The organism is Xylanibacter oryzae DSM 17970 (genome assembly GCF_000585355.1).
GTDB lineage: Bacteria > Bacteroidota > Bacteroidia > Bacteroidales > Bacteroidaceae > Prevotella > Prevotella oryzae.
Genome location: NZ_KK073873.1, coordinates 493,143 through 518,924, shown reverse-complemented (window position 1 = coordinate 518,924; position 25,782 = coordinate 493,143). Strand labels below are relative to the sequence as shown.

The following is a 25,782-nucleotide window of genomic DNA, read 5'->3' as shown; positions in this document are numbered from 1 at the left end:
AATTATTTCGTTGCTACTCCAATAGTAAAAAATATCATGTCTGTTTCAGCCACAAGATGGTGCATACTTTCGGCCGGTACCAAAACATATGTATTAGGTACAAATTCTATCCTCTCTCCATCTAAACATACGTATCCCCTTCCCGACAAACAGATAAAGTGTTCGTCCATCGTAAGATGTCTATGCTCGTCTACTGTTTCTCCGGCTTTAAGCCTAGACCTTGCTATCTGTGTGATAGCACTATCTGTCTCATCATTAGCTATAAGGACTTGTTTCATCCCTATGCCATGAGATGTCTTTTGCAACAATATTTCGTCTATGTTCCTTACTATTTTTTCCATATACTATGATTTTAGTTATATATGCAATGTCATGTATTTACTTTACGCCATAAAAAATGATATAGTCTGAATATTGGTTCCCAAAAACATTCTGAAGGATATTTAAACATAAATGAAGCATTTCTATAAAGGTGTCTAACTCCTCTAGTTGCCTTGCTCGCATTGCGGTATTGCAATATTCTCTTATCTGAATGCCCAAAGTTGCCGGTTCTGATTATTTCAGAAAGCAGTTTGCTGCCTTTTTCTGCATCAGGTGGTACAAGAAGGTATTTGCTATCAAGTCCAAAGACTTTCTGTTCTACGTACATCACCGACCTTGTTATATTATACAGGCCCATTCTGCGTATCAGTTTTACATCCCTATCACGTTCCTGTATCGTAAATCCTTGTTTCAGCACAAAGTAATAATCCATCATTTGTCTCATACCTATACCGCCTTGAAAGAAATGACGCACAATATGGGTCAACTGAAATATTCTGTTAAAACTTACTGTTGGCACACAGACGCTGCCTAAATTATCAGGCAACTCTTTATAATTAGAGAACTGCTCGTCAGAATGCATTGAAAAATAATGCTGTAAGTATCTGTTTCCAATCATATTATTGATAAAAGACGGACGGTAATGTATCTCAACGGGGAAACCTTGAAAATCATTAAATTCAATATGATGATAACAGAATTCATTTTTATTGCAATGCTTTCTGGCAAACTTCAATACGTTCTTATAGCCACCTTCAACCCATAAGTCGATATCTCCTACATTTCTTAAGCACGGGTCCGGATACATCAAGGCATTGCCTTGACCTTTAAGCACACAGCATCTGTAACCTTCGTCATTTATCCACTTGCATATATCAGCCACGGCCTTATATGCCTTATGATTTGTCACATCACAAGCACAGCATCTTACGAACCATTGTTCTCTCAGTTTTTCCGGTGGCATTTTAGCCCCTGTCAAGCGCATTACACCTCTATATAATATTCCAGACAAAGATTGTTTCTCAGCCATTTCATATATTAACGGCCACTCTGCTTGAGATATACTATCAGGCATATCATATGAACTATCAACCGACAGTCTTATTAATTCGTAGAATTTATCCGTTACATCCATTATTTAAATTATTCATTATCAATCCGATTACAAATATACAAATAAAAATGATATATCACAATTTTTCCAATAAATTACCATTGGTATCGATATTATTTATATATTTGCGATATAGTCAAAATAGATTATAAAATAAAAAAATGATTATTACAGATTTAAAGAAGAAAACAATGAAAAAGTACATTATTCTAGCTGCCGTTATGCTATCAGTATTTTCGGCAAGCGCACAAACAACATGGACAAATGATCCACAGCATTCCAGACTGGGATTCGTAGTTAAGCATCTTATGATATCTGAAATAGATGGCCGGTTTACTGACTTTAATGCAACCGTTACAACATCTAAACCAGACTATAGTGACGCTAAAATCACTCTAAAAGCTAAGGTAGCAAGTATTAATACAGATGTAGATGCTCGCGATGCGCACTTGAAGACGGCCGATTTTTTCGACGCAGAGAAGTACCCTATGCTTACATTTAAGAGTACTAAACTAGTGAAGGTCACTTCAAAGAAAGGATTTATATATGGCAATCTTACTTTTCACGGAATAACAAAGTCTATTAAACTGGATGTAACATTTTTCGGAAAAGTGGTTAACCCTATGAATAAACATACTACGGCCGGATTCCAAGTTAAAGGCGTACTTAAGCGTACTGATTATAACCTGGGTTCTAAGTTCCCTGAAGCTCTTATTAGCAATGATATTAAGATAATCGCTAATGTAGAATTCAGTCCTGACAAATGACCTTGTATAATGATTTAAATACAAATTGATAGGAGAATCACTAAGAATGACATCACTACTGCTAAAAAAATAGCAGTAGTGATTTTTTTATTGTACGTAGATTTCCCCAAAGTCTTTTAATTTAGCAGAAATAAAAGAAAGCAAATCATTAGTAATTGCATCAAAAAGCATATTTTTATTCAAAAAACAGATACAATATGATAGTATTTCGATCTAAAACGTTATCTTTGTGCCGAAATATCAAAGACGGAAAACAAAATAAATATGGGATTATTTACAACAAAGAGTATTAGCGACCTTCGGGCAGAAGCTTCAGAGAAGCACGGAATGAAGAAGACCTTGTCAACAGGTGCGTTGATTGCATTGGGGGTTGGTGTTGTCATTGGAGCCGGATTATTTTCAATTACAGGTATAGCAGCTGCAGATTATGCGGGTCCTGCCATCGTCATTTCTTTCATTATTGCAGCTATCGGTTGTGCTTTTGCCGGATTATGTTATGCAGAGTTTGCCTCTTCCATTCCTGTAGCAGGCAGTGCTTACACATACTCTTATGCTACGATGGGCGAATTTGTCGCATGGATTATCGGATGGGACTTGATTCTTGAATATGCCGTAGGAGCCTCAACAATAGCATCCAGTTGGTCAGGTTATTTCTATGAATTGTTACACTCACTGGGATTTTCTTTACAACGGCAGCTGATGATGACCCCATTCGAAACAGTTACGATGCCTAACGGTGAAATTCTTCGCGGAATCATCAATCTACCATCAGTTTTTATTGTCACCGTCATGTCTTTGATATTGATGCACGGAACAAAAGGGTCTGCCCGATTGAATAATGTAATTGTTGTGCTAAAGGTCGGTATTGTCCTGCTTTTCATCTTCATCGGATTTCACTACATTGACAAGAGCAACCTCACTCCTTTTATTCCTGCCAATCAAGGAAGTTTTGGTAAATTCGGTTGGACTGGTATATTCAGAGCCGCAGGACTGATATTCTTTGCTTACATGGGATTTGATGCTGTATCAACGACTGCCCAGGAAACCAAGAATCCGCAGAAGTCAATGCCTTATGGCATATTAGGGTCGTTACTGATCTGTACCATTCTTTATGTATTATTCGCACACGTACTTACCGGAGTTGCCAGTTACAAGTCATTCAGCGGTGCAGGAAACGATCTGGCACCTGTAGCTACGGCGATTAATCACATGGGTACTGTTGGTGCCAATGGTCATATTATCCCGGCATTTCCTTGGCTCAACAGGATCATTATGGTTGCTATCCTTTTAGGTTATTCTTCAGTTATTATGGTATTACTACTAGGTCAGAGCAGAGTCTTTTATTCCATGAGCCGCGACGGTCTGGTTCCATCTATATTCTCACATCTACATGAAAAATATAAGACTCCGGCAAAGTCAAATCTTTTATTCATGCTTTTTGTCAGTCTGATCGCAGCATTCGTTCCCGGAAAAATCATCGGAGAAATGAGCAGTATCGGAACATTATTCGCATTTATCCTGGTCTGCATCGGAATTATCATTATACGAAAGAATAATCCGGGTGCAAAACCGGCCTTTAAAACGCCGTGGGTACCTGTCATCCCTATATTGGGAGTTCTTGTATGCTTATCAATGATGGTTTCATTAAGTATAGACACCTGGATACGTCTGGTAGTCTGGATGATGATAGGTTTTGATATCTATATCGTACGCGGTCCCAAACACAGTAAACTGTCAAAAGATGATTCTGTAGAAGAAAAACAAAAGACAAGAAATGTAACATCTTATTGTGGATTGGCTCTCTGTGCATTATTGGCATTCTTCACTTATATGCACAATAAGTCTGATGCAGGCAACATGACGGAGCTCATCATTTTCAACTGTATTATAGCGTTTCACCTAATTTATTACTTAAGTTTCAGGTTTATAAAGAAAGTTACTTGCTAATAAGAAATTGAGATATATTTCTAGTGAAAGTGATGATAAATAACCATAGATAGAGGCAACTTATATGCATACTGCTAAAAAAACCATATCTATTTAGTTCAGGTTCTTCTCTTTCTACATGCAAAAAAGTTATTGTATCAAACTAATAATATTTAATACCATATTTATGGTATTTTTGAAAAAATACCATTTAAAATATTGTTATACAATAAATATATATATATCTTTGCCACGAAATGAGAAGATTAGTCACATATTTACTTATTGCTATCATGATGGCCGGAACCATCGGAATAGACAAAAGTGTTCACTACTGCAATGGTGAATTCATAGGATTTGAGACTAATGGATTCACATATAAGAATGAAAAAGGTAAGATGATGTCAGAATGCATGAATGAGCATTCTCATTGCAAACATTGCAAAACTATTTACAATTCTTATCGTATACCTTCTTCGCTGATACAGGGCGTTCATGTAAATACGCAACCATTACTCTCTTACAGAGATTGGCTTCATGGTGATTTATATTCAATTTTAGATACTTTATTATTAAATTTAAAAGATAATAAGGATGATTATGGTTCTTATCATCCTTCTCTTTATCTTTCCTTAAAAATCCCGATAACAAAGGGATTACGTGCACCACCTGTTGTAGCATAATTTATTTTATAGCATTCTAATATGGAGCCCAGTGTCGTATTGTGCCTCTACATTAGATATGTAACTAATTGTAAATTACAATAAATTATAAATTAATAAAATGCTCAACAAAATAATTAAGTATTTCCTGCAAAACAGGATAATTACTGCTATATTGTTGATTGTTGTCATTGTTGGAGGATTAGCAACTTCACCGTTTAATTGGAACAGCGGATTTATACCCCGTGATCCTATAGCTGTGGATGCTATTCCTGACGTAGGTGACAATCAGCAGATTGTAGCAACAGAATGGATGGGACGCTCACCTAAAGACGTGCAAGAGCAGATAACTTATCCGCTCACCACTTCCTTATTAGGTATTTCCGGCGTAAAGACAATTCGTTCCACATCCATGTTCGGTATGTCCTTTGTGTATATCATATTCAAAGATAATGTCGATTTTTATTGGAGTCGTTCCCGCATTTTGGAAAAATTGAACTCTTTGCCTTCGGGATTACTTCCCGAGGGAGTTAAACCAGCCCTTGGTCCAGATGCCACTGCATTAGGTCAGGTGTTTTGGTATACTCTTGAAGGACGAAATCCTCACACAGGTAAGCCTGCAGGTGGTTGGAATCCTGAAGAATTGCGTACGATTCAGGACTACTATGTCAAATATTCATTGAGTTCAGCTGATGGTGTATCAGAAGTGGCCTCGGTAGGTGGCTATGTGAAAGAATATCAGGTGGATATTAATCCTGATGCAATGCGTTCTTATGGTATTAATCTCATGCAGGTGATGCAAGCCGTTAAAAATTCGAATATTGATGTTGGTGCTGGCACGCTTGAAATCAATAAAGTGGAGTATCTTATTAGAGGATTGGGATATATCAAGAACCTGCATGATCTGGAGAATGCAGCCATTACTTCAAGAGACGGTGTACCTATTCGTATTAAGGATATTGCAAAGGTAAACTTTGGCCCTGGTAATCGCCGTGGCGGGCTTGATAAAGAAGGTCAGGAAGCTGTTGGTGGCGTGGTGGTTGCACGTTACGGATCCAATCCAATGGATGTTATCAATCATGTGAAGACCAAAATCAAGGAAATGAATGCAGGCATGCCTCAGAAGACATTAAAGGACGGCACTGTCTCAAAAGTCACAGTTGTTCCTTTTTATGACCGGACAAATTTGATTCGCGAAACTATTGGAACGCTTGAAAGCGCACTTACTCATGAAGTCCTTATTTGTATCATTGTTGTACTCGTTTTGGTTATAAACATACGTGCTTCAATCGTTGTTGCCAGCATGTTACCTCTTGCTGTTCTGGGCACATTTATTGTGATGAAACTTACCGGTATAGAGGCAAATATAGTGGCTTTGTCAGGTATTGCCATTGCAATAGGTGTAATGGTTGATGTGGGAGTTGTCTTTATGGAGAATGTGTTACGAAATCTGCATTCACGACATGATGAGGATGGACATATTCGCGGTAAAGAACTGGAGACCGTTATTTTTAATTCTGTCTCTGAGGTATCATCAGCGATAGTAACAGCCATGGTTACCACTATTGTAAGTTTTCTTCCTGTGTTTGCCATGCAGGCACAAGAAGGAAAAATGTTTCAACCTCTAGCCTTTACAAAGACGTTTGCCTTGGCATCATCTTTGATTTTAGGACTAATCGTTCTGCCAACTCTGGCATACTGGATATTTTCTTTACGCATTCCTATTTTTAAATGGCTATCTCCATTTGAAAAAATGGTAGCTTCATTTCGGCAACTCATGATGCCATTAAGAGAGCATCGTAAAAAGATGAATTATATGACAGTCGGTATTGTTGTGGTTGTGGCTGTTTATCTTCTTGCATCAATGTGGTTACCATTAGGTCCTGACAACGGAATTTTGCTGAACACACTGTTTGTCGGTGGAATTGTTTCAGTGATATTAATAATGCTTTGGTCTCTTGTCATTTATTATGAAAGAATTCTGCGTTGGTGTCTGGCCAATAGATTGATATTTATATTAATTCCAATCTCTACCTTAGTATTAGGTTTGCTGATTTGGACTCATACCGGTAAAGAATTTATGCCAACTCTTGACGAAGGCTCATTTATGCTGATGCCCACAAATATGCCACATACCGGTGTAGAAGCTAACATTGATTACATAAAGCTGCTTGACCGGCGTATCAAGGCTATTCCTGAGGTTGAATCTGCTGTGGGTAAATGGGGACGTGCCAATTCCGCTCTCGACCCGGCACCGATACAAATGTACGAAGTGACTATCAATTATTTGCCTGAATATATGCTCGACCAAAATGGTCATCGAGCCCGTTTCAAAACGGATATGCAAGGTCGTTTTATTCTGAAAGGAGGTAGTGTTTACGATCCTTCTAAAGAATTCCGTATTATCCCCAGCGATAGTCTTATCATTAGTTCGCATGGCAATTATTATCGTCAGTGGCGCAATATTATTCATACCAAAGATGATATTTGGAATCAGATTACAAAGGCAAGTTCATTGCCAGGATTGACTGGAGCTCCAAAACTACAACCTATTGCCACACGTATGGTGATGCTCTCAACGGGACTTCGTGCTACAATGGGACTTAAAATCTATGGACCTGATCTCAATTCTATTGAGAAAGCTGGTATGCAAATGGAAGATGCTTTAAAAAAGGTTCCTTCTATATTGAAGTCTTCAGTCTATTACGATCGTTCTACAGGCGCACCTTATATTGAGATAAAACTTGATCGTGAAAAAATGGCACGTTATGGGATACAAGTTGCTGATATGCAGAATATAATATCAACTTCTATAGGAGGAATGAACGAGGGTACATCTGTAGAAGGCCGTGAACGTTTCCCAATTCGCGTGCGATATGCTCGTGAACTTCGTGATAATCCAGATGCACTCAGCAATATTATGATACCTGCTGCAGATGGAACTCAGATTCCACTCAGCGAAATTGCTACATTACAATTTGCCAAAGGTGCAACGATGATCAAGAGTGAAAACACGTTTTTAGTGGGATATATCACTTTTGATAAAGTAGGTGATAAAGCTGAAGTAAATGTAGTGAATGAAGCTAAAAACATTCTGGATAGAGACGTAAGGAATGGTAAGATAATACTCCCTAAAGGCGTCTATTATCAGTTCACTGGTAATTACGAACAAGAAGAGCATGCAACAAAACGCTTAGCTATCGTTGTTCCAATTGCATTATTGTCTATTCTGATGATTTTATATTTCCAGTTCAAATCCGTTACCGCCTCACTGATACACTTCTCAGGAGTTTTTGTGGCATTTGCCGGAGGGTTTATCCTCATCTGGCTCTATGGCCAACCATGGTTTATGAATTTCAGCATTGCCGGAATGAATATGCGTGTTCTCTTTGATATTCATACTATCAATTTGAGTGTGGCTGTATGGGTCGGATTTATAGCTTTATTCGGTATAGCCACTGACGACGGCGTATTGATGGGCACATATATTCATCAGGTTTTTATTCACGACAACCCCCAAACAAAAGAAGCCATAGTAGAAGCTGTTGTAAAAGCCGGACTTAAGCGTGTTCGCCCTGCCTCAATGACAACGGCAGCTACTCTTATAGCCTTACTCCCTGTTTTGTCTTCAACAGGAAAAGGCGCTGATATTATGGTTCCAATGGCAATACCTACTTTTGGTGGCATGCTCATTCAAACCATGACGATGTTCGTTGTCCCTGTATTGCAATGCTGGTGGCGCGAGGGAATTTTACAAAAAGAACTAAAGAGGAGGAAAGATTATGAAAACAAATAAAAACATGCTCTGTTTGGTTGTTATGCTTCTTATGACTTCAGTTGTTTATTCTCAGACAGATAGTCTTAATTTATATATGATAATTGCAGCCCATAACAACCCAAAAGTAAAAGCTGCCTATAGTGATTATCTGGCATCTATCCAACGCGTGATTCCTGCCGGTCAATTAGATGATCCTGAGCTGTCGTTTAGTTTTTATACCAAACCAATGGAACAGGTCAATGGCAAACAAGTGGCATCAGTATCATTCATGCAGATGTTTCCTTGGTTCGGAACTCTTAAAGCAGCAAAACTTGAAAAATCATGGATGGCACAAGCTAAGTATCAGAAATACAGAATAGCTGGTATTGAGATAGCTTTCAGTGTTCAAAAGCTATGGTATGCAATGCTCTCTGTTCATGAGCAGATTGATGCAATCAATGATAATATCCGTTTGCTTAAATCTTTAGAGGAAGTTTCGCTCTATATGTACAAATCACCTTCAGCTATGTATGGAAAGGGAAATGGCATGAGTGGAGGCAATAGAATGAGTGATCAGTTACGCATTCAGGTCGAAGAAAATAAATTAGCAGAACAAAAGGAAAATGCAAAATCACAATTTGACCTGATGAAACGACAATTCAATATACTTCTTCATCGTGACGAAAACATAGCAATAGCTATTCCTGACACCATCTCGGAATCTCTTAAACCTAATTTAAATATTGAGGACATTGAGAGACATAATCCCGTGCTTTCGATGCAGAAAGCAGAAGGACAGTCTTACGTAGCTCAGAGAGAGATGGCAAAGAAAATGGGTATGCCCATGATTGGTACCGGATTAGAGTATATGTTCAACAAGAAACGTGACGGAATGAGTGATGGAGTAATGAGCAATATGAATGGAATGGATATGCTGGCGGTAATGTTTAAAGTGTCTGTACCTATTTATCGTAAAAAGATCCGGGCGCAACAGAAAGCTGCTAAGTTAATGGAGGATAATGCAAATGAAAGTTATGTAGCTATAATTGATGAGATACAAAGTCAGTATGATGATATCATGCGACGCCTTGATGAAGCCAAACGTAACATAAAACTTTGTGATACAGAGACTCATATATTGAGTAAAACGGTTCAATTGATGCATACAGAATACACAAACGGCTTATCTTCTATAACTGATATATTGCAGACTCAGCAAACTCTCATAGATTTCAGTCTGAAACGTTTTGATGCTGTTGCAGAATATAATACAGCGATTGCAGAATTAGAAAAATTGGCAGCAACAAATGATTATAGTATTAATAATAAGTGATGATGAAACAGAAAATAATTAATATATGGAAATCCAATAAATGGATAAAATATATAGGAATACTTGTGATTGGTTTATTTTTGGGTTGGATATTTTTTGGTCACTCTACATTGACTGATATGACAATGAAGCCCGTAAAAACGACCAGCAGTAAGAAAAAGATATGGACTTGCTCCATGCATCCTCAGGTTAGAGAAGATCATCCAGGAAAATGCCCTATTTGCGGAATGGATCTTATCCCTTTAAAACAGGAAAGTAAACAGAATGTGGATGCCAATAGTATACAAATGAGCGACGAGGCTATGACATTAGCTAATGTAGAAACTGCCATTGTAGGCAATCATAGTGGTAGCAAGGAAGTCCGCCTCTTTGGCAAAATCCAACCGAACCAGCGTATGCAGCAATCACAGTCGGCATATGTTGGAGGTCGCATTGAACGTCTTTTCGTAAATGCTGTTGGTGATCATATTACAAAAGGCCAAACTATTGCTATCATTTATTCACCGGAATTGTATACAGCTGAACAGGAACTTATAACGGCACTTCACTTTGGGGATATGTCGCAACGTAAGAATATGGTTGATGCTGCAATAGAGAAACTTCATCTGTTGAATCTTACTACAAAACAAATTAATAAGATTCTTCGAGATAAGAAAGCATCGCCTTATTCAGAACTTAAGGCTAATACTTCTGGAACGGTTATCGTAAAGAATGTTAATCGTGGTGATTATGTTAATCAAGGCAGTATATTACTTCAGATAGCAGATCTTTCCAGGCTATGGGCAATGTTCCAGGCTTATGAAGATGATTTGCCATTTATCCATAAAGGAGAATCTATTAGTTTTACCACTGATGCTATTCCCGGTCAGGTGTTTAGTGGAAGAATATCTTTTATTGACCCAATATTGAACAACCAGACTAGAACAGCTGGTGTGCGGGTAGAACTTAATAATAGCACAGGGAAATTCAAACCCGAAATGCTCGTTTCTGGAATTGTTTCTGTGTCAATGGGGCAATACAAACATAATATTATTGTTCCCAAATCAGCAGTTTTATGGACAGGCAGACGTTCTATCGTTTATGTGAAAGATCCGTACAGTAGTCAACCTACATTCACAATGCGGAATGTTGTGCTTGGCCCTTCTCTACCAAATAGTTATGTAGTTATAAATGGACTTTCAGATGGTGATGAGATTGTCGTAAATGGTACATTTGCTATTGATGCGAGTGCACAGTTGGACGGAAAGCATTCAATGATGAATCAGTAATTTAGTAATTAACAATTTAAAAAGAAAAAACAATGAAAAGAATGGTAATGATGATGATGATTGCACTCTCTGTCAGTGTAGCATCAGCGAAAACAGTTGAGAGTATTTTTTCAGTAAATGGCAAATGCAGTAGTTGTAAAGCCAGAATAGAAAAAGCTGCGAAATCAGTTGATGGTGTAAAAACTGCATCTTGGAATATCAAGAGTCACAAGTTGGTTATTACTTATGATGATGCAAAGACTTCTCCAAAGAAGGTGCAGTGGTCTATTGTCAAAGCAGGCCATGATGTTGGCAAAATGAAAGCCTCTGATGCTGATTACAATCGACTACCAGCATGCTGTCGCTATCGCAACAAATAAAGAGGTATTAAATAGAACCATAAATCAACCCGCGACAAATTGTCACGGGTTGAAATTTTTTGTTGATAAAATTCATTCACGCATCCACTTCCATACAGGAATAACGCGAATTTTCTTATCTTTAACTTCGATCGTTTCCTCCTCATCCATTGTCAATATGGATAAATTAGTGTTTTCTTTTGCCTTAGTCTCCTTGACATCCTTATATCTATTCACATCAACAACAACATGATCATAAAATTCCTTGAACACAAGAGAATATTCACTCCATATATCAGAAAAAGTCTTGTTGTCATCATTAAAAATGGTATAAGAAGGAACAACATAGCTCCAAGTACCAAGCATATTATGTTCATCAAAACTCATTCAGAATTCTTCATTTTGATTGACCACACGCATGATCACATACATAAATGTGGAATAAAACCGTATATTCAAGTTTTTAATCCTGCTCAGAAGCTCTGTGATATCTATATGGTAATTCACATTATACTTTGTTTTGATTATCTTATAATAATAATCAAAATAAGGTTTTCTTTCCCAATTGGATGAAACCGGTTCAAAAACAGCTTTTGTCATTTCATTCTTTCAAATATGATCTACCTGCAGAAGTAGACATTTTTATCATACACGAAATGATAAACAAATAAAATTTGTATATTTGCAGTCTAAACATTTTGAAGCATAGCAAAGCAACACAATATGACAAATTATAAAACAGAGCTATTTCCGGATTCAAGAATAGCAAGTATAGATGTTTGTGAAATTGGTAAACATAAACATCATATTGTAGGACTGCTTGAATTTGACGTTACCGACAGCAGAAGAAAAATCAGAGAATACAACAAAAAGAATCAAACAAAGATCTCATTTAATGCATGGCTGATTCATGTTATTGGAAAAACAATCAAGAAACACGAAACTGCGAGTTCCTATCTGATCGGTAAAAACAATTTGATGATCTTTGATGACATCAATATATCCATCATTGTAGAAAAAAAATTGGATGGGACAAAAGTCCCTTTTCCACTTGTTATAGAGAAAGTTAATGAAATCAGCATTGAATCAATAGCAGCAAAGATTTCTATGGCAAAAAACCAAGAACTTACCCAAAAGGATATCACTCTTCAAAAGAAAGCCAAACAAGCAGAACGTATTTACTATTTGCTCCCAAGATTTCTCAGATTACTTTTTTGGAAATATCTATTGAAACATCCCAAATTTGCATTCAATAGAATGGGAAATGTAGCATTTACGTCCATCGGAATGATGGGGAAAATCAATGGCTGGTTTATTCCAATATCTGTACACCCAATATGTTTCGGGATTGGCTCTATTATCAAAAAGCCGGCTGTAATAGATAACGAAATTGCCATTAGAGAGATATTAAATGCATCTATCCTTATAGACCATGATGTGATGGATGGTGCACCGATGGCACGGTTTATTAATGAGTTGAGAACAAATATCGAAAATGGATTAAACCTATAAATGAAAAAATAAGATAAATTCAAAGATAGAAAAGAGTGTAGGTAAAGACATTATTCCATTATATTCATCTACTATCGTACATTATAACAACACATTATTTCTTTATCATAAGGAAACTTTTTATTAATTTTTTCTTTCTATAAAAGACAAAATTAACCGTTTTAGTTCTTCGACCATGTCATTTTTCAGATGATGATTTTTATTTTCAAAAAAACGTTTTCTAACCTCAACCTCACTATTTTAATATAAACAATTGATTAGCAGCATTTTATGCGAGTGAGGTTTAGCTTTTAAACCTCACTAAACCTCACTATGTCTTTTTCCAAAGGTGGTTGACTGTTTAATTGTTAATTGACAATATAAGTTGTCTTAAATAATTACTTTTTAAAAATTATCACTCCAGGTTGACTTCGTAACTTGTTTGAGTACTAGACATGGAGTAGTCGTTGCAAAGATATTATATATCTTTGAACATTCAAAATTACTTTTCTATTATTTCAAGTAGTACCTCCTTCTTTTTATAATTAGTATTCCATCGTCTTCTTATATTTCCACTCATATGATAAGCTTCTTCTGGTGTATGATAATCAAGGCTTAAATGAGGACGTTCATCATTATATATATGAATAGCCCTACAAACTTTTATAAATCCATCATCCAATCCATAGATTACTTTATCACAGAGCATTTCATTTTTGATTGTTCCATTAATTCTCTCGGCAACGGCGTTATTTCTTGGGTCACCATCCGTATACATGCTAATTTGCATACCAACAGATTTGAGTAGATCCGTATATATTTTGCTATAATACTGACAGCCCCGGTCTGAATGATGTATCGGCATCACACCTGCAGGTAACATTGCCAAAGCCATCTTCAATGCAGACATCGCACCTTCCTGTGCAAGGCTTTCTGACAAATTCCATCCAATTATCTTACGGGAATATAGATCTGTTATAAGCCCAAGATAAATAAAGTCACCGGACTCTAGTCGGATATATGTTATATCAGCAACCCATACTTGATTAGGATGGTCTATGAATAGGTCCTTTATCAAATCGTGATATTCCAACCTATAAACGGTCAAGGTCGTTTGTGTACGATAGCAGCGCTTGTGTCGGATAAGACCGTGTATTCGCATCAGATCGTATGTTGCCTTCCTGCCTATTGTCAGATCCGAAGGAAGACGTTTTAATAGTATTCTATGAACCTTGTCACAGCTCAAATCCGGCATCTTTTCTCTTATAGAATATATCGCCTGAATAATTATTTCATGGCGCATAGCATCTTCTGATATTGAATTCTCATGTTTATAGTATGCCTGTTTTGTATATCCTATAATCTTGCAGAGAGAAACTACTGTATAAGTGTTTTCTTTATCTTCGAAAAGACTCTTCACTACTTCGAACCAAGTTTTTTTTTAATCTCGATGTGGAACAGCTTTTCGGCCACATCTATCATTGTATTGGCTATATCAAGACGCTCCTGAATATCCCTGATTTGGATTTCCTTATCAAGTAACTCTTTCTTGATTGAGGCAAGTTCAAGAACTTGGTCTTCAGGATGCATGCTCATTGACGAATGAGATTTCTTTGAGGTTATCTTTCTCATGGCTAACTCCTCCTTTACTTCTTTTCTTGATGCAAAGATAACCTTCCATCTTGATATATTGGTAGGATCAACACAATATTTTTTTGCCACATCATTACGACTCATGCCGCTTAGGACATCGATAACGGTTGCTATACGGATACACTCCGGTGTTCCATGGGGACCACGTTTGTTCTTGAATTGTAAACCTTTTTCTTTTAATACTTCCATCTTTTTATGTCTTTGGGAGTCAACCTATTTTGGAGTAAGACACTAAACCTCACTCCTCTTTTTCCAAAGGTGGTTGACTGTTTAATCGTTAATTGACAATATAAGTTGTCTTAAATAATTACTTTAATATTATCTCCATTTTTACATCATTATTCTATACTAAATATCTACGACAAAGATATACAATAGCAGTATTGTAAACTAAATTCACCACATTAAAAACATAGGTATTACAATACAAAACAACTTATTTTGTTAGACAAATCAACTTATTTTGCTTAACAAAACAACTTGATTTGTATATTGAAATAAGCTGTTTTCAAGAGTAAATTTGTAATATTTAATTGTCGTAAATTAAACAGTGAGGTTTAGTGAGGTTTAAAAACCAAACCTCACTCATTTAACGCACTTATAATCATACACTTACGCAAGAATAGTGAGGTTGAGGTTAGAAAACGTTTTTTATTCAGAACATAATTGTAAAGATTCATACATACAGATGGGTATAGAAATAAGCACGCAAAAACGAAAATGAAGTTTTGCCATTAAATATATTATTATTACCTTTGAAGACAAACTTGCTATTGCTGTATTTAATATAGAATATCAAAGGCAAAAAAATATTTTGAAAAAAATAACAATAAATCATGCAGTCTTTCTACAACTACCATATCTATACTAATTAAAAGACATTTCTTGTATGAATTTGGAAAGAGTTGTAGAACGAGCTAAGGAAGGAGATGCAGATGCTCTTGGAAGCCTATATAATGCATATGCCGACAAGATGAAAGGCGTATGCATAAAAATTATAAAGGGAAACAAGGACGATGCTGAAGATCTTGTCCATGACGCCTTTATAATAGCATTTGCATCTATAGGTAAACTGCGTAACCCTGAAAGATTCGGGCAGTGGATTACTACTATAACCAAACATCTATCTTTAAAGTATTTGGAGAAGTCTAAGTCAGTAAGACGTATTGAACTGTCTGCACTAAAAGAAGAGGATATCGAAATACCTGAAGAAGGATATAAAAACGATAATTCCATTTCTGTACATGAACTACTCGAAATGATAGAGAAATTGCCTGAAGGTTATCGTACCATTTTCAGACTTTCTGTTATAGAGGGTCTTTCACACAAAGAAATAGCTGACATACTGGGCATTGAGCCACATTCTTCTTCATCACAATTATACCGTGCCAAGGCTATACTTAGAAAGTACTTATCAGACTATCGTGCCATCACTCTTATTATCATTGCCATACTTATGCTGCCAATATACAAATATTGTAAAAGAAAGCAGCCATACAACTCTAATAAAATAAAGAATTCGTCTGAAGTCTGTAAGGAGATAAAGAATGAAAAGAATGCAACTCAAAGAAATGAAAGTGGCATAAATGGCAATGTGATTAAAAATCAGTATATGGCTAATAAGATTGAGACATCTCATTACAATAAAGAGTGCAACCCTTCTATCTGTAATGATACTGTTCAGGCCATCTGTGACTCAACAGACTCGCATAAGTCTGAAGCACCAAAGTCAAAAGATATACCTATTCCTGAGCATTATAATAAAATTGATTATGATAATATCCCAATAACACACAGACATAAAAAGAGCAAATGGAATATGCTGCTTGCTGGTTCTGCAGGTCCTGCACTTGCTCAGGGAGTATACAAGATGATTTCTTCTAATACATTAACAAGTGATGCCGGAAATATAACTACATGGGAAGAACTTTATAAGGACTTGGCAACAAGGACAAACGAACACTCTCCTGCCGATTCTATTGCTCTGATGAATATCGCCAAGAATAACAGTGGCCGTATTATCGAGAATGAGAAGCACGAAAAGCCTATCACAATAGGTCTTTCATTGACAAAGACACTGAACGACAACTGGAGTTTTGAAACAGGACTTCAATATTCTATGCTGAAATCAACATTCACAATGGGCAGCGGCAGCAACAATATATGCAAATACCAGAAAGTGCACTATCTCGGTATACCATTGCGTCTCTCATATCGCATAATAGGATATAAGAGAGTATCAGCTTACGGGTCTGCCGGACTATTGATTAATATCCCTCTAGGCGGAAAAATCAACGAACGGCTCCTCACCGACTCTATACCTATGGATATAGGCAGTAGTAAAGTGAATGTTCCTTTACAGTGGTCGCTGAATACAAGCTTTGGCCTGCAATATAAGCTGACACCTAACTTTAGTGTCTATCTTGAACCGACGCTCAACTATTACATACCAACGGGAAGCAGTACTCACACGATATGGACAGAACATCCATTCTATGTAACTATGCCATTCGGTATTAGGTTTACGTGGTAAAAAGAAGAAACGTCAAGCAGTCTTTTTGATTTTGGGGGACTATACTCATAGAACCCTTAAATTAAAAAGAATAATGTACAGTATTAGTGACTACGTCCATAATGGACGTCTATATCTCAACAATATCACTCGTCCGCAACATAAGACATTGAGTTCGCTGATGATATATTCTACGACTCTATGTCAGTCTAAGTGCAAACACTGCTCTATATGGAAAAAACCGGAGGAGCATCTATCACTTGACGACATTAAGAAAATAATGAAGAGTAAGTGTATAACAAGAAAGACCGTAATAGGACTTGAAGGTGGTGAGTTCGTACTCCATCCACAGGCAAATGAAATAATGGAGTGGTTTATGAATAACCATCCCAACTATACACTTCTGTCTAACTGTCTTGCTCCTACCAAGGTGAAAGATATGGTAAAAAGGTATCATCCGGCCCATCTATATGTTTCGCTCGACGGCAATCGTAATACATATCTGGAGATGAGAGGCAGAGATGGTTATGATAAGGTTATTGATGTAGTAGAGTCTCTTAAGGATGTTGTGCCCATGTCATTAATGTTTTGCCTGTCTCCATGGAATAATTTCAAGGATATGGAATTTGTTATAAATGTGGCCAAAAGGTATGGTATAGATGTACGTATAGGTATATATGGTACTATGTCCTTTTTTGATACTTCAGGCGAGCTGCTTTCTGCCGACATGGAGAATTACATCAGACATATCCCTAACAATATTCATGATACAGACGAGAACTATGATTTTGTAGCTTTTTATGATGAATGGCGTAATGGACATCTTAAGTTGCGATGCCAGAGCATTTTCAGCGAATTGGTCATTCATTCTAACGGCAATGTCCCACTGTGCCAGAATCTGGATGTAATTTTGGGGAACATACACGAGAAATCATTAGACGAGATTTTCAATTCCAAAGATTCATGCAGCATACAATGTAAATATACCAAAGAATGCAATGGTTGCTGGATAAACTATCATAGGAAATATGATATAATCCTTTTGAGAAATTTTGAGAAACTATTTCCCAAAAGGGTTATTGAAGCTTTTTATGGAGAATATCAATGGTCGGAAGACAAAAAACAGACTTACAAACAATATTTTGCAGAAATCGAAAAGTAATTTTACATAATATGAAATACATAAATGGATTAATACACAGGTACAAAGACATAAACAGTAGAAAACTATTGCGGAATGTCTATTACGGCAACTACGCATTTGTAGGGATAGGAAGCCATAGCCTTAATAACTTATACCCCATTCTGAATTACCTGCAAGTTAAATTAAAATATATCTGTTGCCAGTCTACCGATAAAGCAAAAATGATACAACACAAATATGCAGGAGTAAAGGGAACGACCTCCATTGATGAAATATTGGAAGATAAGGAAATTAAAGGAATATTTGTTTCGGCCTCACCTGCTTCACATTATAATTTAGCTTCAAAGATATTAAAAAGCGGGAAATCTCTTTTCATAGAGAAGCCTCCTTGTTATTCTCTTGAAGAATTGAATAATCTTATTGACAAGGTAAAGATATATGGTTCACCTGTCTCAATGGCTGGATTGCAGAAGAGGTATTCGCCACTCACAGACGCTTTGACAGATAGAATAAAACACGACAAATGCATAAGTTATAACTTGAAATACCTTACAGGCCTATATCCTGAAGGAGATCCTCTTTTTGATTTGTTCATACATCCGCTTGACTACGTAGTATATCTTTTTGGCGAGGCTAAGATTAAAGGTATCGATTATGTAAAGAATAAAGATGGTGGTCTGACCATTATGCTGATTCTTCAGCATTGCGATACAACAGGCATACTTGAACTTTCAACAGCATACACATGGGCTGATGCATGCGAATCAATAACTATTAATGCAGCCAACGGAACTTATTCTCTAAAACAAATGGAAGAGCTTGCATTCTCCTCAAAAAGCAAGGCTATATTTGGCGTACCAACTGAAAAGTTTATGCATAGACATTCTTCATATGTAAAATTATCTGCAAGGAATAATTTTTCACCAGTAATGGCAAACAATCAAATATATACGCAAGGTTATTTCAATGAGATAAAAAATTTTGTCGACTTGGTTGAATGCAAAAGCAGCAGTTGTCGTTCTTCATTTGAATCATTAAAGAACACCTATTCGTTGATCAAGGACATACGTGACATAATATCATAGTATAGAGAATCCTTTGAAAGGATAATGATATACTATTTATGAAGTGAAAGTAGCATCTTTTTCATTATTTCCTTTGCATTCCAATATCTTTTATTTATATTTGCCTCTGATTGAAACACTCTATTAATTTAAAAATATTACTATGGAAGAATTTGTAAAAAGGAATATCGGCTTAGTTGCACATGATGCAAACAAAAAGGATTTGATGGAATGGTGTCTATGGAATTCAAGCAAGTTGAGAGGTCATAAGTTCTATTCAACCGGAACTACCGGTAAACTTATTCTTGAAGCTCTTACTAAAAAGCATCCTGATGAAGAATGGGACTTCACTATACTAAATTCCGGTCCGTTGGGTGGAGACCAGCAAATGGGTTCATTGATTGTAGGCGGCAGTATTGATTATCTATTTTTCTTTACAGACCCAATGACATTACAGCCACACGATTCTGATGTCCGCGCATTGACACGTCTTTGCAGTGTAGAAAACATCGTGCTCTGTTGCAACCGCACTACAGCCGACCATATCATATCAAGTCCGCTGTTCCAAGATACAAAATACCAACGCGTTCGTCCGGATTATTCTTCATATGCAAATCGTTTTGCCAACAAATCGATGGTCGAAGAAGTCGTAGAATCTGTAAATAAGGAAAAAACGCACTAAAAGACCGTAAAATATAACATTCCTTTATAAGGGATAATTAATAGTAAAATGTTTGCAATTTCTATGATTTTTATTTTGTTATTTATCATAGATGTACTAACTTTGCTAACATGAAAAGAACTATTATTATTATATTCGCAATATTATCACTTTGTGCTGCCAATGCACAAAGTGATTTCAAAGCAGGCGACTTCAGACAGAAAGTTGCCGACAAGGGAAATTTGGCATCACCATCCGATATCGTCAACGGGATAGAATTCTCCGATAATGATATTGCTCCTGATAACAGTGGCTTACAGCCTGCAAAGGCTATAGCACCTGTAAACGATTCTATAACACTTAACCTGCCTACGCTCACCGACCGTGGCACAATGGCACCTATCAATATGTTTCCTTATTACTATTGGGGCTACAATTCATGGGATTTGCATCCGGGAATGAATGTGAATCTGGGTGCATCAGTATTCGCTTCTTTCGGAAAGGGAGCAAATAGCGGCGCCGGGTTTGCTCAAAACATCTCGATGATGTATGCCGTACCTCTTAGCAAAAAGCTATCACTGGCTCTGGGTGGATATTTCGACAACATTAATTGGGGGCGCTATTCATCTCGCAATGTAGGTCTCAACGCAGTGTTGGGATATCAGTTCGACGAGCATTGGTCAGGATATGTATATCTGCAAAAATCACTTGCTAATGACAGGTTTATGCCTCGTTACATGTATGGTATGAGTGATATAGGTGATCGCATCGGAGCAGCGGTAAGATATGCTCCTACTAAAAATTTCTCTTTTGAGGTTTCTGTCGAAAGTAACAGAAGATAATTCTGCGCCACTTTGCAACAGTATTAATTATCATCTTCAAAAGAAAAACAAATGGAAAAGAAAACTATAGCTGTCCTCGGGATGGCATGCGCAGGTTGCGCTACTAATGTAGAGAAAAAGCTCAATTCTCTGCAAGGAGTAACATCGGCGGCCGTCAATTTCGCAGCACGCACGGCTCTGATAGAGTATGACGATAAAGTGATATCACCTCAGACAATGAAAGACGAGGTGATTAAGATTGGTTATGACCTTGTGATAGAAGAAGAGCGCTCTGTAGTGGAAATAGAAAAGAATGCCTACAGGAATCTGAGGCGTAAAGTCGTTGTATCATGGATTTTTGCTATACTCACGATGAGTCTGTCTATGGGATGGATCAATATTGGCAACGATAACATATCCAACCAGACAATGATGCTATTGGCACTATTGAACATCATATATTGCGGTCGGCAGTTTTATGTCAATACATCAAAACAGTTGCTCCACGGCATGGCAAACATGGATACATTGGTGGCACTAAGTACCTGTGTGGCTTTCATATTCAGTAATTTCAGTACCATGCACTATTACGATGCATCGGTTATGATTATCACCTTTGTACTAACCGGCCGACTTATGGAGGAATGTGCCAAAGACGGTACTGCATCTGCCATACGGGCTTTGATGGGACTGGCCCCCAAGACAGCCCTGCTTGTTGATGGAGATAACGTAAGCGAAGTACCAATCTCTACACTTAAACCCGGTGATATGATAGAAATACATCAGGGTAATAAGGTGCCGGTAGACGGAACTATCATCAAAGGAGACATTTATGTTGACGAAAGCATGATAAGTGGCGAGCCTGTACCTGTAAGCAAGACTCAAGGCGACAAACTGATGACCGGAACCATGGTAAAACAGGGTATAGCCCGCTTTAAAGCCGAAGAGGTGGGCAGCAAGACTATGCTTGCCCATATCATAAAGATGGTACAAGAAGCTCAGGGCTCAAAAGCACCTGTACAGAGGGTTGTTGACAAGGTAGCTATGATATTTGTACCTTCGATATTGGCAATCTCTATAGTCACATTCATCGTATGGTGGATTGTAGGCGGTACAGCTATGCTGCCACATGCCATCACATCGGCAGTATCTGTACTGGTAATAGCCTGTCCGTGCGCTATGGGGCTGGCCACTCCTACTGCCCTAATGGTAGGCATTGGCAAGGCTGCTCAAAAAAATATACTTATCAAAGACGCTACAGCGCTTGAGAATATACGCAAGGTAGATGCCATGGTTATAGACAAGACAGGAACTCTTACCGAACCCAACAAGGACGTTGACTTCACCCGGTCAGACGCTCTTAGCTTAGAAGAACGTGAAACATTGAAGCCGCATGCGCGCGAGGCTATGGATAGTCTGCAGAGCCAAGGTATAGATGTCTATATGATGAGTGGAGATAAAGACGAGGCCGCACGTTATTGGGCCGAGAAAGCCGGTATTAAGCATTATCAATCCAAGGTTATGCCTCAAGACAAAGAGAATCTGGTAAGGAAATTGCAAGCCGAAGGCAAGCACGTGGCTATGGTAGGCGACGGCATCAACGACTCGCAGGCTCTTGCAGCTGCCGATGTGAGCATTGCCATGGGTAAAGGTACTGATATTGCTATGGATGTAGCTCAGGTTACGCTTATGGGTTCAGACCTACGCCGCATACCTGATGCTATATTATTAAGCAGAAAGACTACTCGTATGATTTATGAGAATCTGTTTTGGGCCTTTATCTATAACATAATATGTATACCACTTGCTGCGGGTGTATTATATAAGGTTTGCGACTTTCAGATTACACCTATGTGGGCAAGTGCCTTGATGGCTATGAGCAGTGTGAGCGTGGTTCTAAACAGTCTTAGGTTGAAACTCGTAGCATAATTGTAAAAATGGTTTATGTCGTATTGCGTGACGCTATTCGCGTCTATCGCAATATGGCACACTAAACCGGAATGTAGACCCGCATCCGAGTTTTGACTGCACTCCTATCCTACCGCCTAACTTTTTAACTATAGCCTTGCATATCGGCAGACCTAAACCTAATCCCTGAGAGAAATGGTCCAGTTTCTCAAACTTACCAAATATTCTCTTACGGTCTTCCACAGCTATGCCGATGCCGGTATCAGCCACAGACACATTAAACATATCACCGTCTACATTATAATCTACTGTTATGCTGCCTTTTGGTGTAAACTTGTTGGCATTCAGTATCAAGGCTTTCAGCACTCGTCTAAGGCTATTAAGGTCTAAACGTACATACTGCGGTTTGTGTACCTTTACTTTCAGTTCTACGCCTGCATGAATATAGCCGTGCAGGGCTTCTGCCAGGTCGTGCATCAGTGAGCTGATATCAAACTCTATCGGGGATATGGGATACTCACCGCATTCAAGAGAGGCCATCAGGAGCATATTGTCTATCATATGTACCAGCAGTTCGGTATTCTGATGTATGATACCTACAAAGAGATCATGCTCTTCGGCGGTTACATCTGTATCCAGTAGCTGCATAAAACCTACTATTGAATTTAAGGGCGTACGTATTTCATGACTCATATTATGAAGGAAGGCATTCTTTATGCCTCCTGCATGCTCCATTTCTAATGACTTCTCTTTTATTCTCATGATATTACTTTTTTTTAATGTACATGTATCAGATGACATCTGATGCTTTTATTTTAAAAGCATCATGCCGTACATTATGACCGCTGTAATCTCACGACCACAGGTGACAACACGGGGGTGTCTCCACTGAGAATATATTTGTCGACACTGCGAGATAATAGAAACGGGAAGGAATCGAGTCGACCCACATCTATTTCTTCGTTCATCATAATTACGGGCATGATGCTTGTTATATCTTATATCAAAACGTTTAACGATAAAAGCGTGGAAATGATTTTACTCTCTCTGCTACCAGTTGCCTATATATTGGACGCTCCTCAGATAATGCCATTAAACAGATTTTTTTATGTGTCGGCCGTCTAAAGGCAGTAATTAACTGATTCTTCATTTTTTTAAATTTCAAAGTAATAAATAGATTAATATGCTAGTACCGCCCTAACATAGTTATAACCGCTAATCTTATTGTCGCTGTTCAAGTAGACGTAAGAACTGACGAAGAGGACGCGCACAGCATAACTACCACCGATCTCTGACGCGCACCAAAAATAATAGGCACCTGAACCAAGTTTTATTTGATCTCCACCTGCTGCTGACAGTTTCGTGTTAAAACTATCAAAATACGTACTTGGCAGACCTGTTATCACATATGCACCAAGAGATGTAGTATTGGTCTGATTTGACTTTATCGTTGTCTTCTGTGCATCTGAAAAGCTTCCCAAATTTGCAGTCACATCCCACCAATCGCCTGCACTTGGGAGATACCAACCGCTGTTTGTAAAAGACTTTGTTGTACCATCACTGTAATTGTGGCAATAATAGTAAGCATAGTTTGTGGATGTATTGGCCATATTCTTATCTATTGTGCCTATATAACCGCTAGCAATATCTTCGTAAGCCGTCTTTAATGTGGTACTCCATATCAAGGTTCCATATGTAGAATTTGAGGTTTTGGCATTAGACTTACCTCCGCTTGGATTTTGGTATACAGATACTGTAACATGCTCGCCTGTCTTGTTGGGGAATGAACGGACAGCATCTGTTACAAGCTGATTGTTACTATCAAACGCAGACTGTGGACTGTAATCTATTGAATCGCCCGTAATCTGACCGGTAAAGGTCATCATACTGCGGAAGCCTGAAATGACGACACTATATGAACCATTTCCAAAGGTTTCCTTAAGCTGGCGTACAACTACTCTTAATGTTACAGGCTTGTTAAGCATTACGATACTGGCCTGGGTTGTATTAGTTCCCTGCCGGCCTGAAGTATAGTTGTATACCCCATAATAGAGAAGTGTACCGTTCGCCCTGGTTGTATTACCGGTACTGTCTGACTTATTGGAGGACAGATCCAGATGTATCAATGAAATATCTGAAAAGTCTGATCCCGGTACAGACGTTTCTGACGCACATGACATAAGAAATATACATAAAAAAGCAAGAGAGGAAACGGATTTTGACGCAAAAATATGGGCACGAATATAGCTGCCTAGATAGGCTAAAAACGGCAAAAAAAATAAAATTGACCAATTTTTTGAAGATATAAAATATATCTTCTTCAAAAAATTTAAGAGTCTATATAAGCTGTGTGTGTGTGTGTGTGTGTGTGTGTGTGTGTGTGTGTGTGTGTGTTAGCAAAATTATTCAATCTTGCAAACATATTAACATATTTAACGCTCACTTTTTTCATATCTTTTTATTAATTATTTTTGTAAATTCAAAGGTATGTCTATTTAAAAACTAAAACAAATTTTTATACCGATAAATAAGCGAAATACGTAGTATAGAATAATAATATGGAAATACAGAACAACACGATTATATATTTCCATATTACAAAACGAAATTAAGCTAATCCCACGAGTTCAATTTCAAAAATAAGTGTTGAATTTTTTGGTATACGTAAAGAACCATCCTTACCATATCCTAATTCAGAAGGGATACAGATTTCCCATTTATCACCTACATGCATACGCAGAAGGGCTATCTGCCAACCTGCTATAAGATCTTTAAGACGAAGAGCTTCTGCACAGTTACCGTCTGTATTGTCATCAAAAACTTTACCACTTATAAGCATTCCCTTATAGTATACTGATACTATACTGTCAGGTGTTGGTGACGGTCCATCGCCATTCTTAAGTTCTTTGTACAAGATTCCATCTGAAAGTTTCTTAACATCCGGCTCATGCGATTTTGACACCAAAAAGTATTGATTATCTTCTTTGTATTGTTTCTTACCCATCTATATATAATTTTTCTGTTGGCAAATTTAGGCATAAA

The 25,782-nt window shown here is 37.6% G+C and carries 21 protein-coding genes and 1 pseudogene; 14 read left to right on the top strand and 8 right to left on the bottom strand.

What is annotated here, in order from left to right:
- Window positions 1–2: 2 nt before the first annotated feature.
- Both XYLOR_RS01985 and XYLOR_RS01980 read right to left on the bottom strand, forming a co-directional pair.
- Window positions 3–341 carry a cupin domain-containing protein gene (locus XYLOR_RS01985; protein WP_036876500.1) on the bottom strand — a complete coding sequence of 113 codons (339 nt, stop codon included), beginning with the start codon at window positions 339–341 and terminating at the stop codon, window positions 3–5.
- 29 nt (window positions 342–370) lie between these two features.
- Window positions 371–1,456 carry a nucleotidyltransferase family protein gene (locus XYLOR_RS01980; protein ID WP_036876497.1) on the bottom strand — a complete coding sequence of 362 codons (1,086 nt, stop codon included), beginning with the start codon at window positions 1,454–1,456 and terminating at the stop codon, window positions 371–373.
- Between the two features lie 170 nt (window positions 1,457–1,626).
- Here XYLOR_RS01980 and XYLOR_RS01975 point away from each other — a divergent pair, with 170 nt between their 5' ends.
- The 7 genes from XYLOR_RS01975 to XYLOR_RS01945 all read left to right on the top strand — a co-directional run bounded on the left by XYLOR_RS01975 (window position 1,627) and on the right by XYLOR_RS01945 (window position 11,507).
- On the top strand, window positions 1,627–2,202 hold the full coding sequence (locus XYLOR_RS01975; protein ID WP_036880519.1) for a YceI family protein: 576 nt from the start codon (window positions 1,627–1,629) through the stop codon (window positions 2,200–2,202).
- Between the two features lie 264 nt (window positions 2,203–2,466).
- Window positions 2,467–4,149, top strand: coding sequence for an amino acid permease (locus tag XYLOR_RS01970; protein WP_036876494.1), 1,683 nt, complete (start codon window positions 2,467–2,469; stop codon window positions 4,147–4,149).
- 236 nt (window positions 4,150–4,385) lie between these two features.
- Window positions 4,386–4,811, top strand: coding sequence for an HYC_CC_PP family protein (locus XYLOR_RS01965; RefSeq protein ID WP_036876492.1), 426 nt, complete (start codon window positions 4,386–4,388; stop codon window positions 4,809–4,811).
- A gap of 100 nt (window positions 4,812–4,911) precedes the next feature.
- Window positions 4,912–8,586 (top strand): efflux RND transporter permease subunit, encoded by a 3,675-nt coding sequence (locus XYLOR_RS01960; protein ID WP_036876489.1) that lies wholly within the window; start codon window positions 4,912–4,914, stop codon window positions 8,584–8,586.
- Window positions 8,573–9,880, top strand: coding sequence for a TolC family protein (locus XYLOR_RS01955; RefSeq protein ID WP_036876487.1), 1,308 nt, complete (start codon window positions 8,573–8,575; stop codon window positions 9,878–9,880). Before XYLOR_RS01960 ends, XYLOR_RS01955 begins: the two co-directional genes overlap by 14 nt.
- Window positions 9,880–11,148, top strand: coding sequence for an efflux RND transporter periplasmic adaptor subunit (locus XYLOR_RS01950; RefSeq protein WP_245601934.1), 1,269 nt, complete (start codon window positions 9,880–9,882; stop codon window positions 11,146–11,148). The genes XYLOR_RS01955 and XYLOR_RS01950 overlap by 1 nt, the downstream gene beginning before the upstream one ends.
- 32 nt (window positions 11,149–11,180) lie before the next feature.
- Window positions 11,181–11,507 carry a heavy-metal-associated domain-containing protein gene (locus XYLOR_RS01945; RefSeq protein ID WP_036876485.1) on the top strand — a complete coding sequence of 109 codons (327 nt, stop codon included), beginning with the start codon at window positions 11,181–11,183 and terminating at the stop codon, window positions 11,505–11,507.
- A 72-nt stretch (window positions 11,508–11,579) separates the two neighbouring features.
- Here the strand turns inward: XYLOR_RS01945 and XYLOR_RS13980 are convergent.
- Window positions 11,580–12,086: pseudogene (locus XYLOR_RS13980) on the bottom strand (CatA-like O-acetyltransferase).
- A 123-nt stretch (window positions 12,087–12,209) separates the two neighbouring features.
- Between XYLOR_RS13980 and XYLOR_RS01935 the strand changes: the two are divergent.
- On the top strand, window positions 12,210–12,998 hold the full coding sequence (locus XYLOR_RS01935) for a 2-oxo acid dehydrogenase subunit E2 (protein ID WP_036876484.1): 789 nt from the start codon (window positions 12,210–12,212) through the stop codon (window positions 12,996–12,998).
- A 481-nt stretch (window positions 12,999–13,479) separates the two neighbouring features.
- Here XYLOR_RS01935 and XYLOR_RS01930 read toward each other — a convergent pair whose 3' ends face one another.
- Both XYLOR_RS01930 and XYLOR_RS01925 read right to left on the bottom strand, forming a co-directional pair.
- A complete protein-coding gene (locus XYLOR_RS01930; RefSeq protein ID WP_051508822.1) occupies window positions 13,480–14,397 on the bottom strand; it encodes an IS3 family transposase in 918 nt (305 codons plus the stop codon).
- Complete coding sequence (locus tag XYLOR_RS01925; RefSeq protein WP_036876010.1) at window positions 14,397–14,819, bottom strand: hypothetical protein; 423 nt, start codon at window positions 14,817–14,819, stop codon at window positions 14,397–14,399. Before XYLOR_RS01925 ends, XYLOR_RS01930 begins: the two co-directional genes overlap by 1 nt.
- 700 nt (window positions 14,820–15,519) lie before the next feature.
- On the opposite strand from XYLOR_RS01925, the gene XYLOR_RS01920 reads away from it, so the two are divergent.
- The 6 genes from XYLOR_RS01920 to XYLOR_RS01895 all read left to right on the top strand — a co-directional run bounded on the left by XYLOR_RS01920 (window position 15,520) and on the right by XYLOR_RS01895 (window position 22,761).
- Window positions 15,520–17,163 carry a sigma-70 family RNA polymerase sigma factor gene (locus XYLOR_RS01920; RefSeq protein ID WP_036876482.1) on the top strand — a complete coding sequence of 548 codons (1,644 nt, stop codon included), beginning with the start codon at window positions 15,520–15,522 and terminating at the stop codon, window positions 17,161–17,163.
- Between the two features lie 73 nt (window positions 17,164–17,236).
- Window positions 17,237–18,304: a radical SAM/SPASM domain-containing protein gene (locus XYLOR_RS01915; protein WP_036876479.1), complete on the top strand. Its 1,068-nt coding sequence runs from the start codon at window positions 17,237–17,239 to the stop codon at window positions 18,302–18,304.
- Window positions 18,305–18,315: 11 nt separating this feature from the next.
- Window positions 18,316–19,371 (top strand): Gfo/Idh/MocA family protein, encoded by a 1,056-nt coding sequence (locus tag XYLOR_RS01910; protein WP_036876477.1) that lies wholly within the window; start codon window positions 18,316–18,318, stop codon window positions 19,369–19,371.
- A 142-nt stretch (window positions 19,372–19,513) separates the two neighbouring features.
- Window positions 19,514–20,032: a methylglyoxal synthase gene (locus tag XYLOR_RS01905; RefSeq protein WP_036876475.1), complete on the top strand. Its 519-nt coding sequence runs from the start codon at window positions 19,514–19,516 to the stop codon at window positions 20,030–20,032.
- Window positions 20,033–20,142: 110 nt separating this feature from the next.
- Window positions 20,143–20,853, top strand: coding sequence for a hypothetical protein (locus XYLOR_RS01900; protein ID WP_051508821.1), 711 nt, complete (start codon window positions 20,143–20,145; stop codon window positions 20,851–20,853).
- A 51-nt stretch (window positions 20,854–20,904) separates the two neighbouring features.
- On the top strand, window positions 20,905–22,761 hold the full coding sequence (locus XYLOR_RS01895; protein ID WP_036876470.1) for a heavy metal translocating P-type ATPase: 1,857 nt from the start codon (window positions 20,905–20,907) through the stop codon (window positions 22,759–22,761).
- A gap of 33 nt (window positions 22,762–22,794) precedes the next feature.
- Here the strand turns inward: XYLOR_RS01895 and XYLOR_RS01890 are convergent, their stop codons facing one another.
- From XYLOR_RS01890 to bamJ, 3 genes are all read right to left on the bottom strand, one after another.
- Window positions 22,795–23,502 carry a sensor histidine kinase gene (locus XYLOR_RS01890; RefSeq protein WP_169730544.1) on the bottom strand — a complete coding sequence of 236 codons (708 nt, stop codon included), beginning with the start codon at window positions 23,500–23,502 and terminating at the stop codon, window positions 22,795–22,797.
- 416 nt (window positions 23,503–23,918) lie between these two features.
- The gene (locus XYLOR_RS01885) at window positions 23,919–24,920 is read right to left on the bottom strand and encodes a FimB/Mfa2 family fimbrial subunit (RefSeq protein WP_036876469.1); all 1,002 of its coding nucleotides are present in this window, start codon (window positions 24,918–24,920) and stop codon (window positions 23,919–23,921) included.
- A 428-nt stretch (window positions 24,921–25,348) separates the two neighbouring features.
- Window positions 25,349–25,744 carry a BamJ family beta-barrel-assembly machinery protein gene (bamJ, locus tag XYLOR_RS01880; RefSeq protein ID WP_036876467.1) on the bottom strand — a complete coding sequence of 132 codons (396 nt, stop codon included), beginning with the start codon at window positions 25,742–25,744 and terminating at the stop codon, window positions 25,349–25,351.
- Between the last annotated feature and the right edge of the window lie 38 nt (window positions 25,745–25,782).

Excerpts from the sequence above, each read along its gene's own strand:
- XYLOR_RS01905 (WP_036876475.1), top strand. The coding sequence starts at position 19,514 with ATGGAAGAATTTGTAAAAAGGAATATCGGCTTAGTTGCACATGATGCA.
- XYLOR_RS01955 (WP_036876487.1), top strand. The coding sequence starts at position 8,573 with ATGAAAACAAATAAAAACATGCTCTGTTTGGTTGTTATGCTTCTTATG.
- XYLOR_RS01950 (WP_245601934.1), top strand. The coding sequence starts at position 9,880 with ATGATGAAACAGAAAATAATTAATATATGGAAATCCAATAAATGGATA.
- XYLOR_RS01965 (WP_036876492.1), top strand. The coding sequence starts at position 4,386 with ATGAGAAGATTAGTCACATATTTACTTATTGCTATCATGATGGCCGGA.
- XYLOR_RS01885 (WP_036876469.1), bottom strand. The coding sequence starts at position 24,920 with ATGTCATGTGCGTCAGAAACGTCTGTACCGGGATCAGACTTTTCAGAT.
- XYLOR_RS01895 (WP_036876470.1), top strand. The coding sequence starts at position 20,905 with ATGGAAAAGAAAACTATAGCTGTCCTCGGGATGGCATGCGCAGGTTGC.
- XYLOR_RS01985 (WP_036876500.1), bottom strand. The coding sequence starts at position 341 with ATGGAAAAAATAGTAAGGAACATAGACGAAATATTGTTGCAAAAGACA.
- XYLOR_RS01920 (WP_036876482.1), top strand. The coding sequence starts at position 15,520 with ATGAATTTGGAAAGAGTTGTAGAACGAGCTAAGGAAGGAGATGCAGAT.
- XYLOR_RS01975 (WP_036880519.1), top strand. The coding sequence starts at position 1,627 with ATGAAAAAGTACATTATTCTAGCTGCCGTTATGCTATCAGTATTTTCG.
- XYLOR_RS01935 (WP_036876484.1), top strand. The coding sequence starts at position 12,210 with ATGACAAATTATAAAACAGAGCTATTTCCGGATTCAAGAATAGCAAGT.
- XYLOR_RS01980 (WP_036876497.1), bottom strand. The coding sequence starts at position 1,456 with ATGGATGTAACGGATAAATTCTACGAATTAATAAGACTGTCGGTTGAT.
- XYLOR_RS01960 (WP_036876489.1), top strand. The coding sequence starts at position 4,912 with ATGCTCAACAAAATAATTAAGTATTTCCTGCAAAACAGGATAATTACT.
- bamJ (WP_036876467.1), bottom strand. The coding sequence starts at position 25,744 with ATGGGTAAGAAACAATACAAAGAAGATAATCAATACTTTTTGGTGTCA.
- XYLOR_RS01945 (WP_036876485.1), top strand. The coding sequence starts at position 11,181 with ATGAAAAGAATGGTAATGATGATGATGATTGCACTCTCTGTCAGTGTA.
- XYLOR_RS01970 (WP_036876494.1), top strand. The coding sequence starts at position 2,467 with ATGGGATTATTTACAACAAAGAGTATTAGCGACCTTCGGGCAGAAGCT.
- XYLOR_RS01915 (WP_036876479.1), top strand. The coding sequence starts at position 17,237 with ATGTACAGTATTAGTGACTACGTCCATAATGGACGTCTATATCTCAAC.
- XYLOR_RS01925 (WP_036876010.1), bottom strand. The coding sequence starts at position 14,819 with ATGGAAGTATTAAAAGAAAAAGGTTTACAATTCAAGAACAAACGTGGT.
- XYLOR_RS01890 (WP_169730544.1), bottom strand. The coding sequence starts at position 23,502 with ATGAGAATAAAAGAGAAGTCATTAGAAATGGAGCATGCAGGAGGCATA.
- XYLOR_RS01900 (WP_051508821.1), top strand. The coding sequence starts at position 20,143 with ATGAAAAGAACTATTATTATTATATTCGCAATATTATCACTTTGTGCT.
- XYLOR_RS01910 (WP_036876477.1), top strand. The coding sequence starts at position 18,316 with ATGAAATACATAAATGGATTAATACACAGGTACAAAGACATAAACAGT.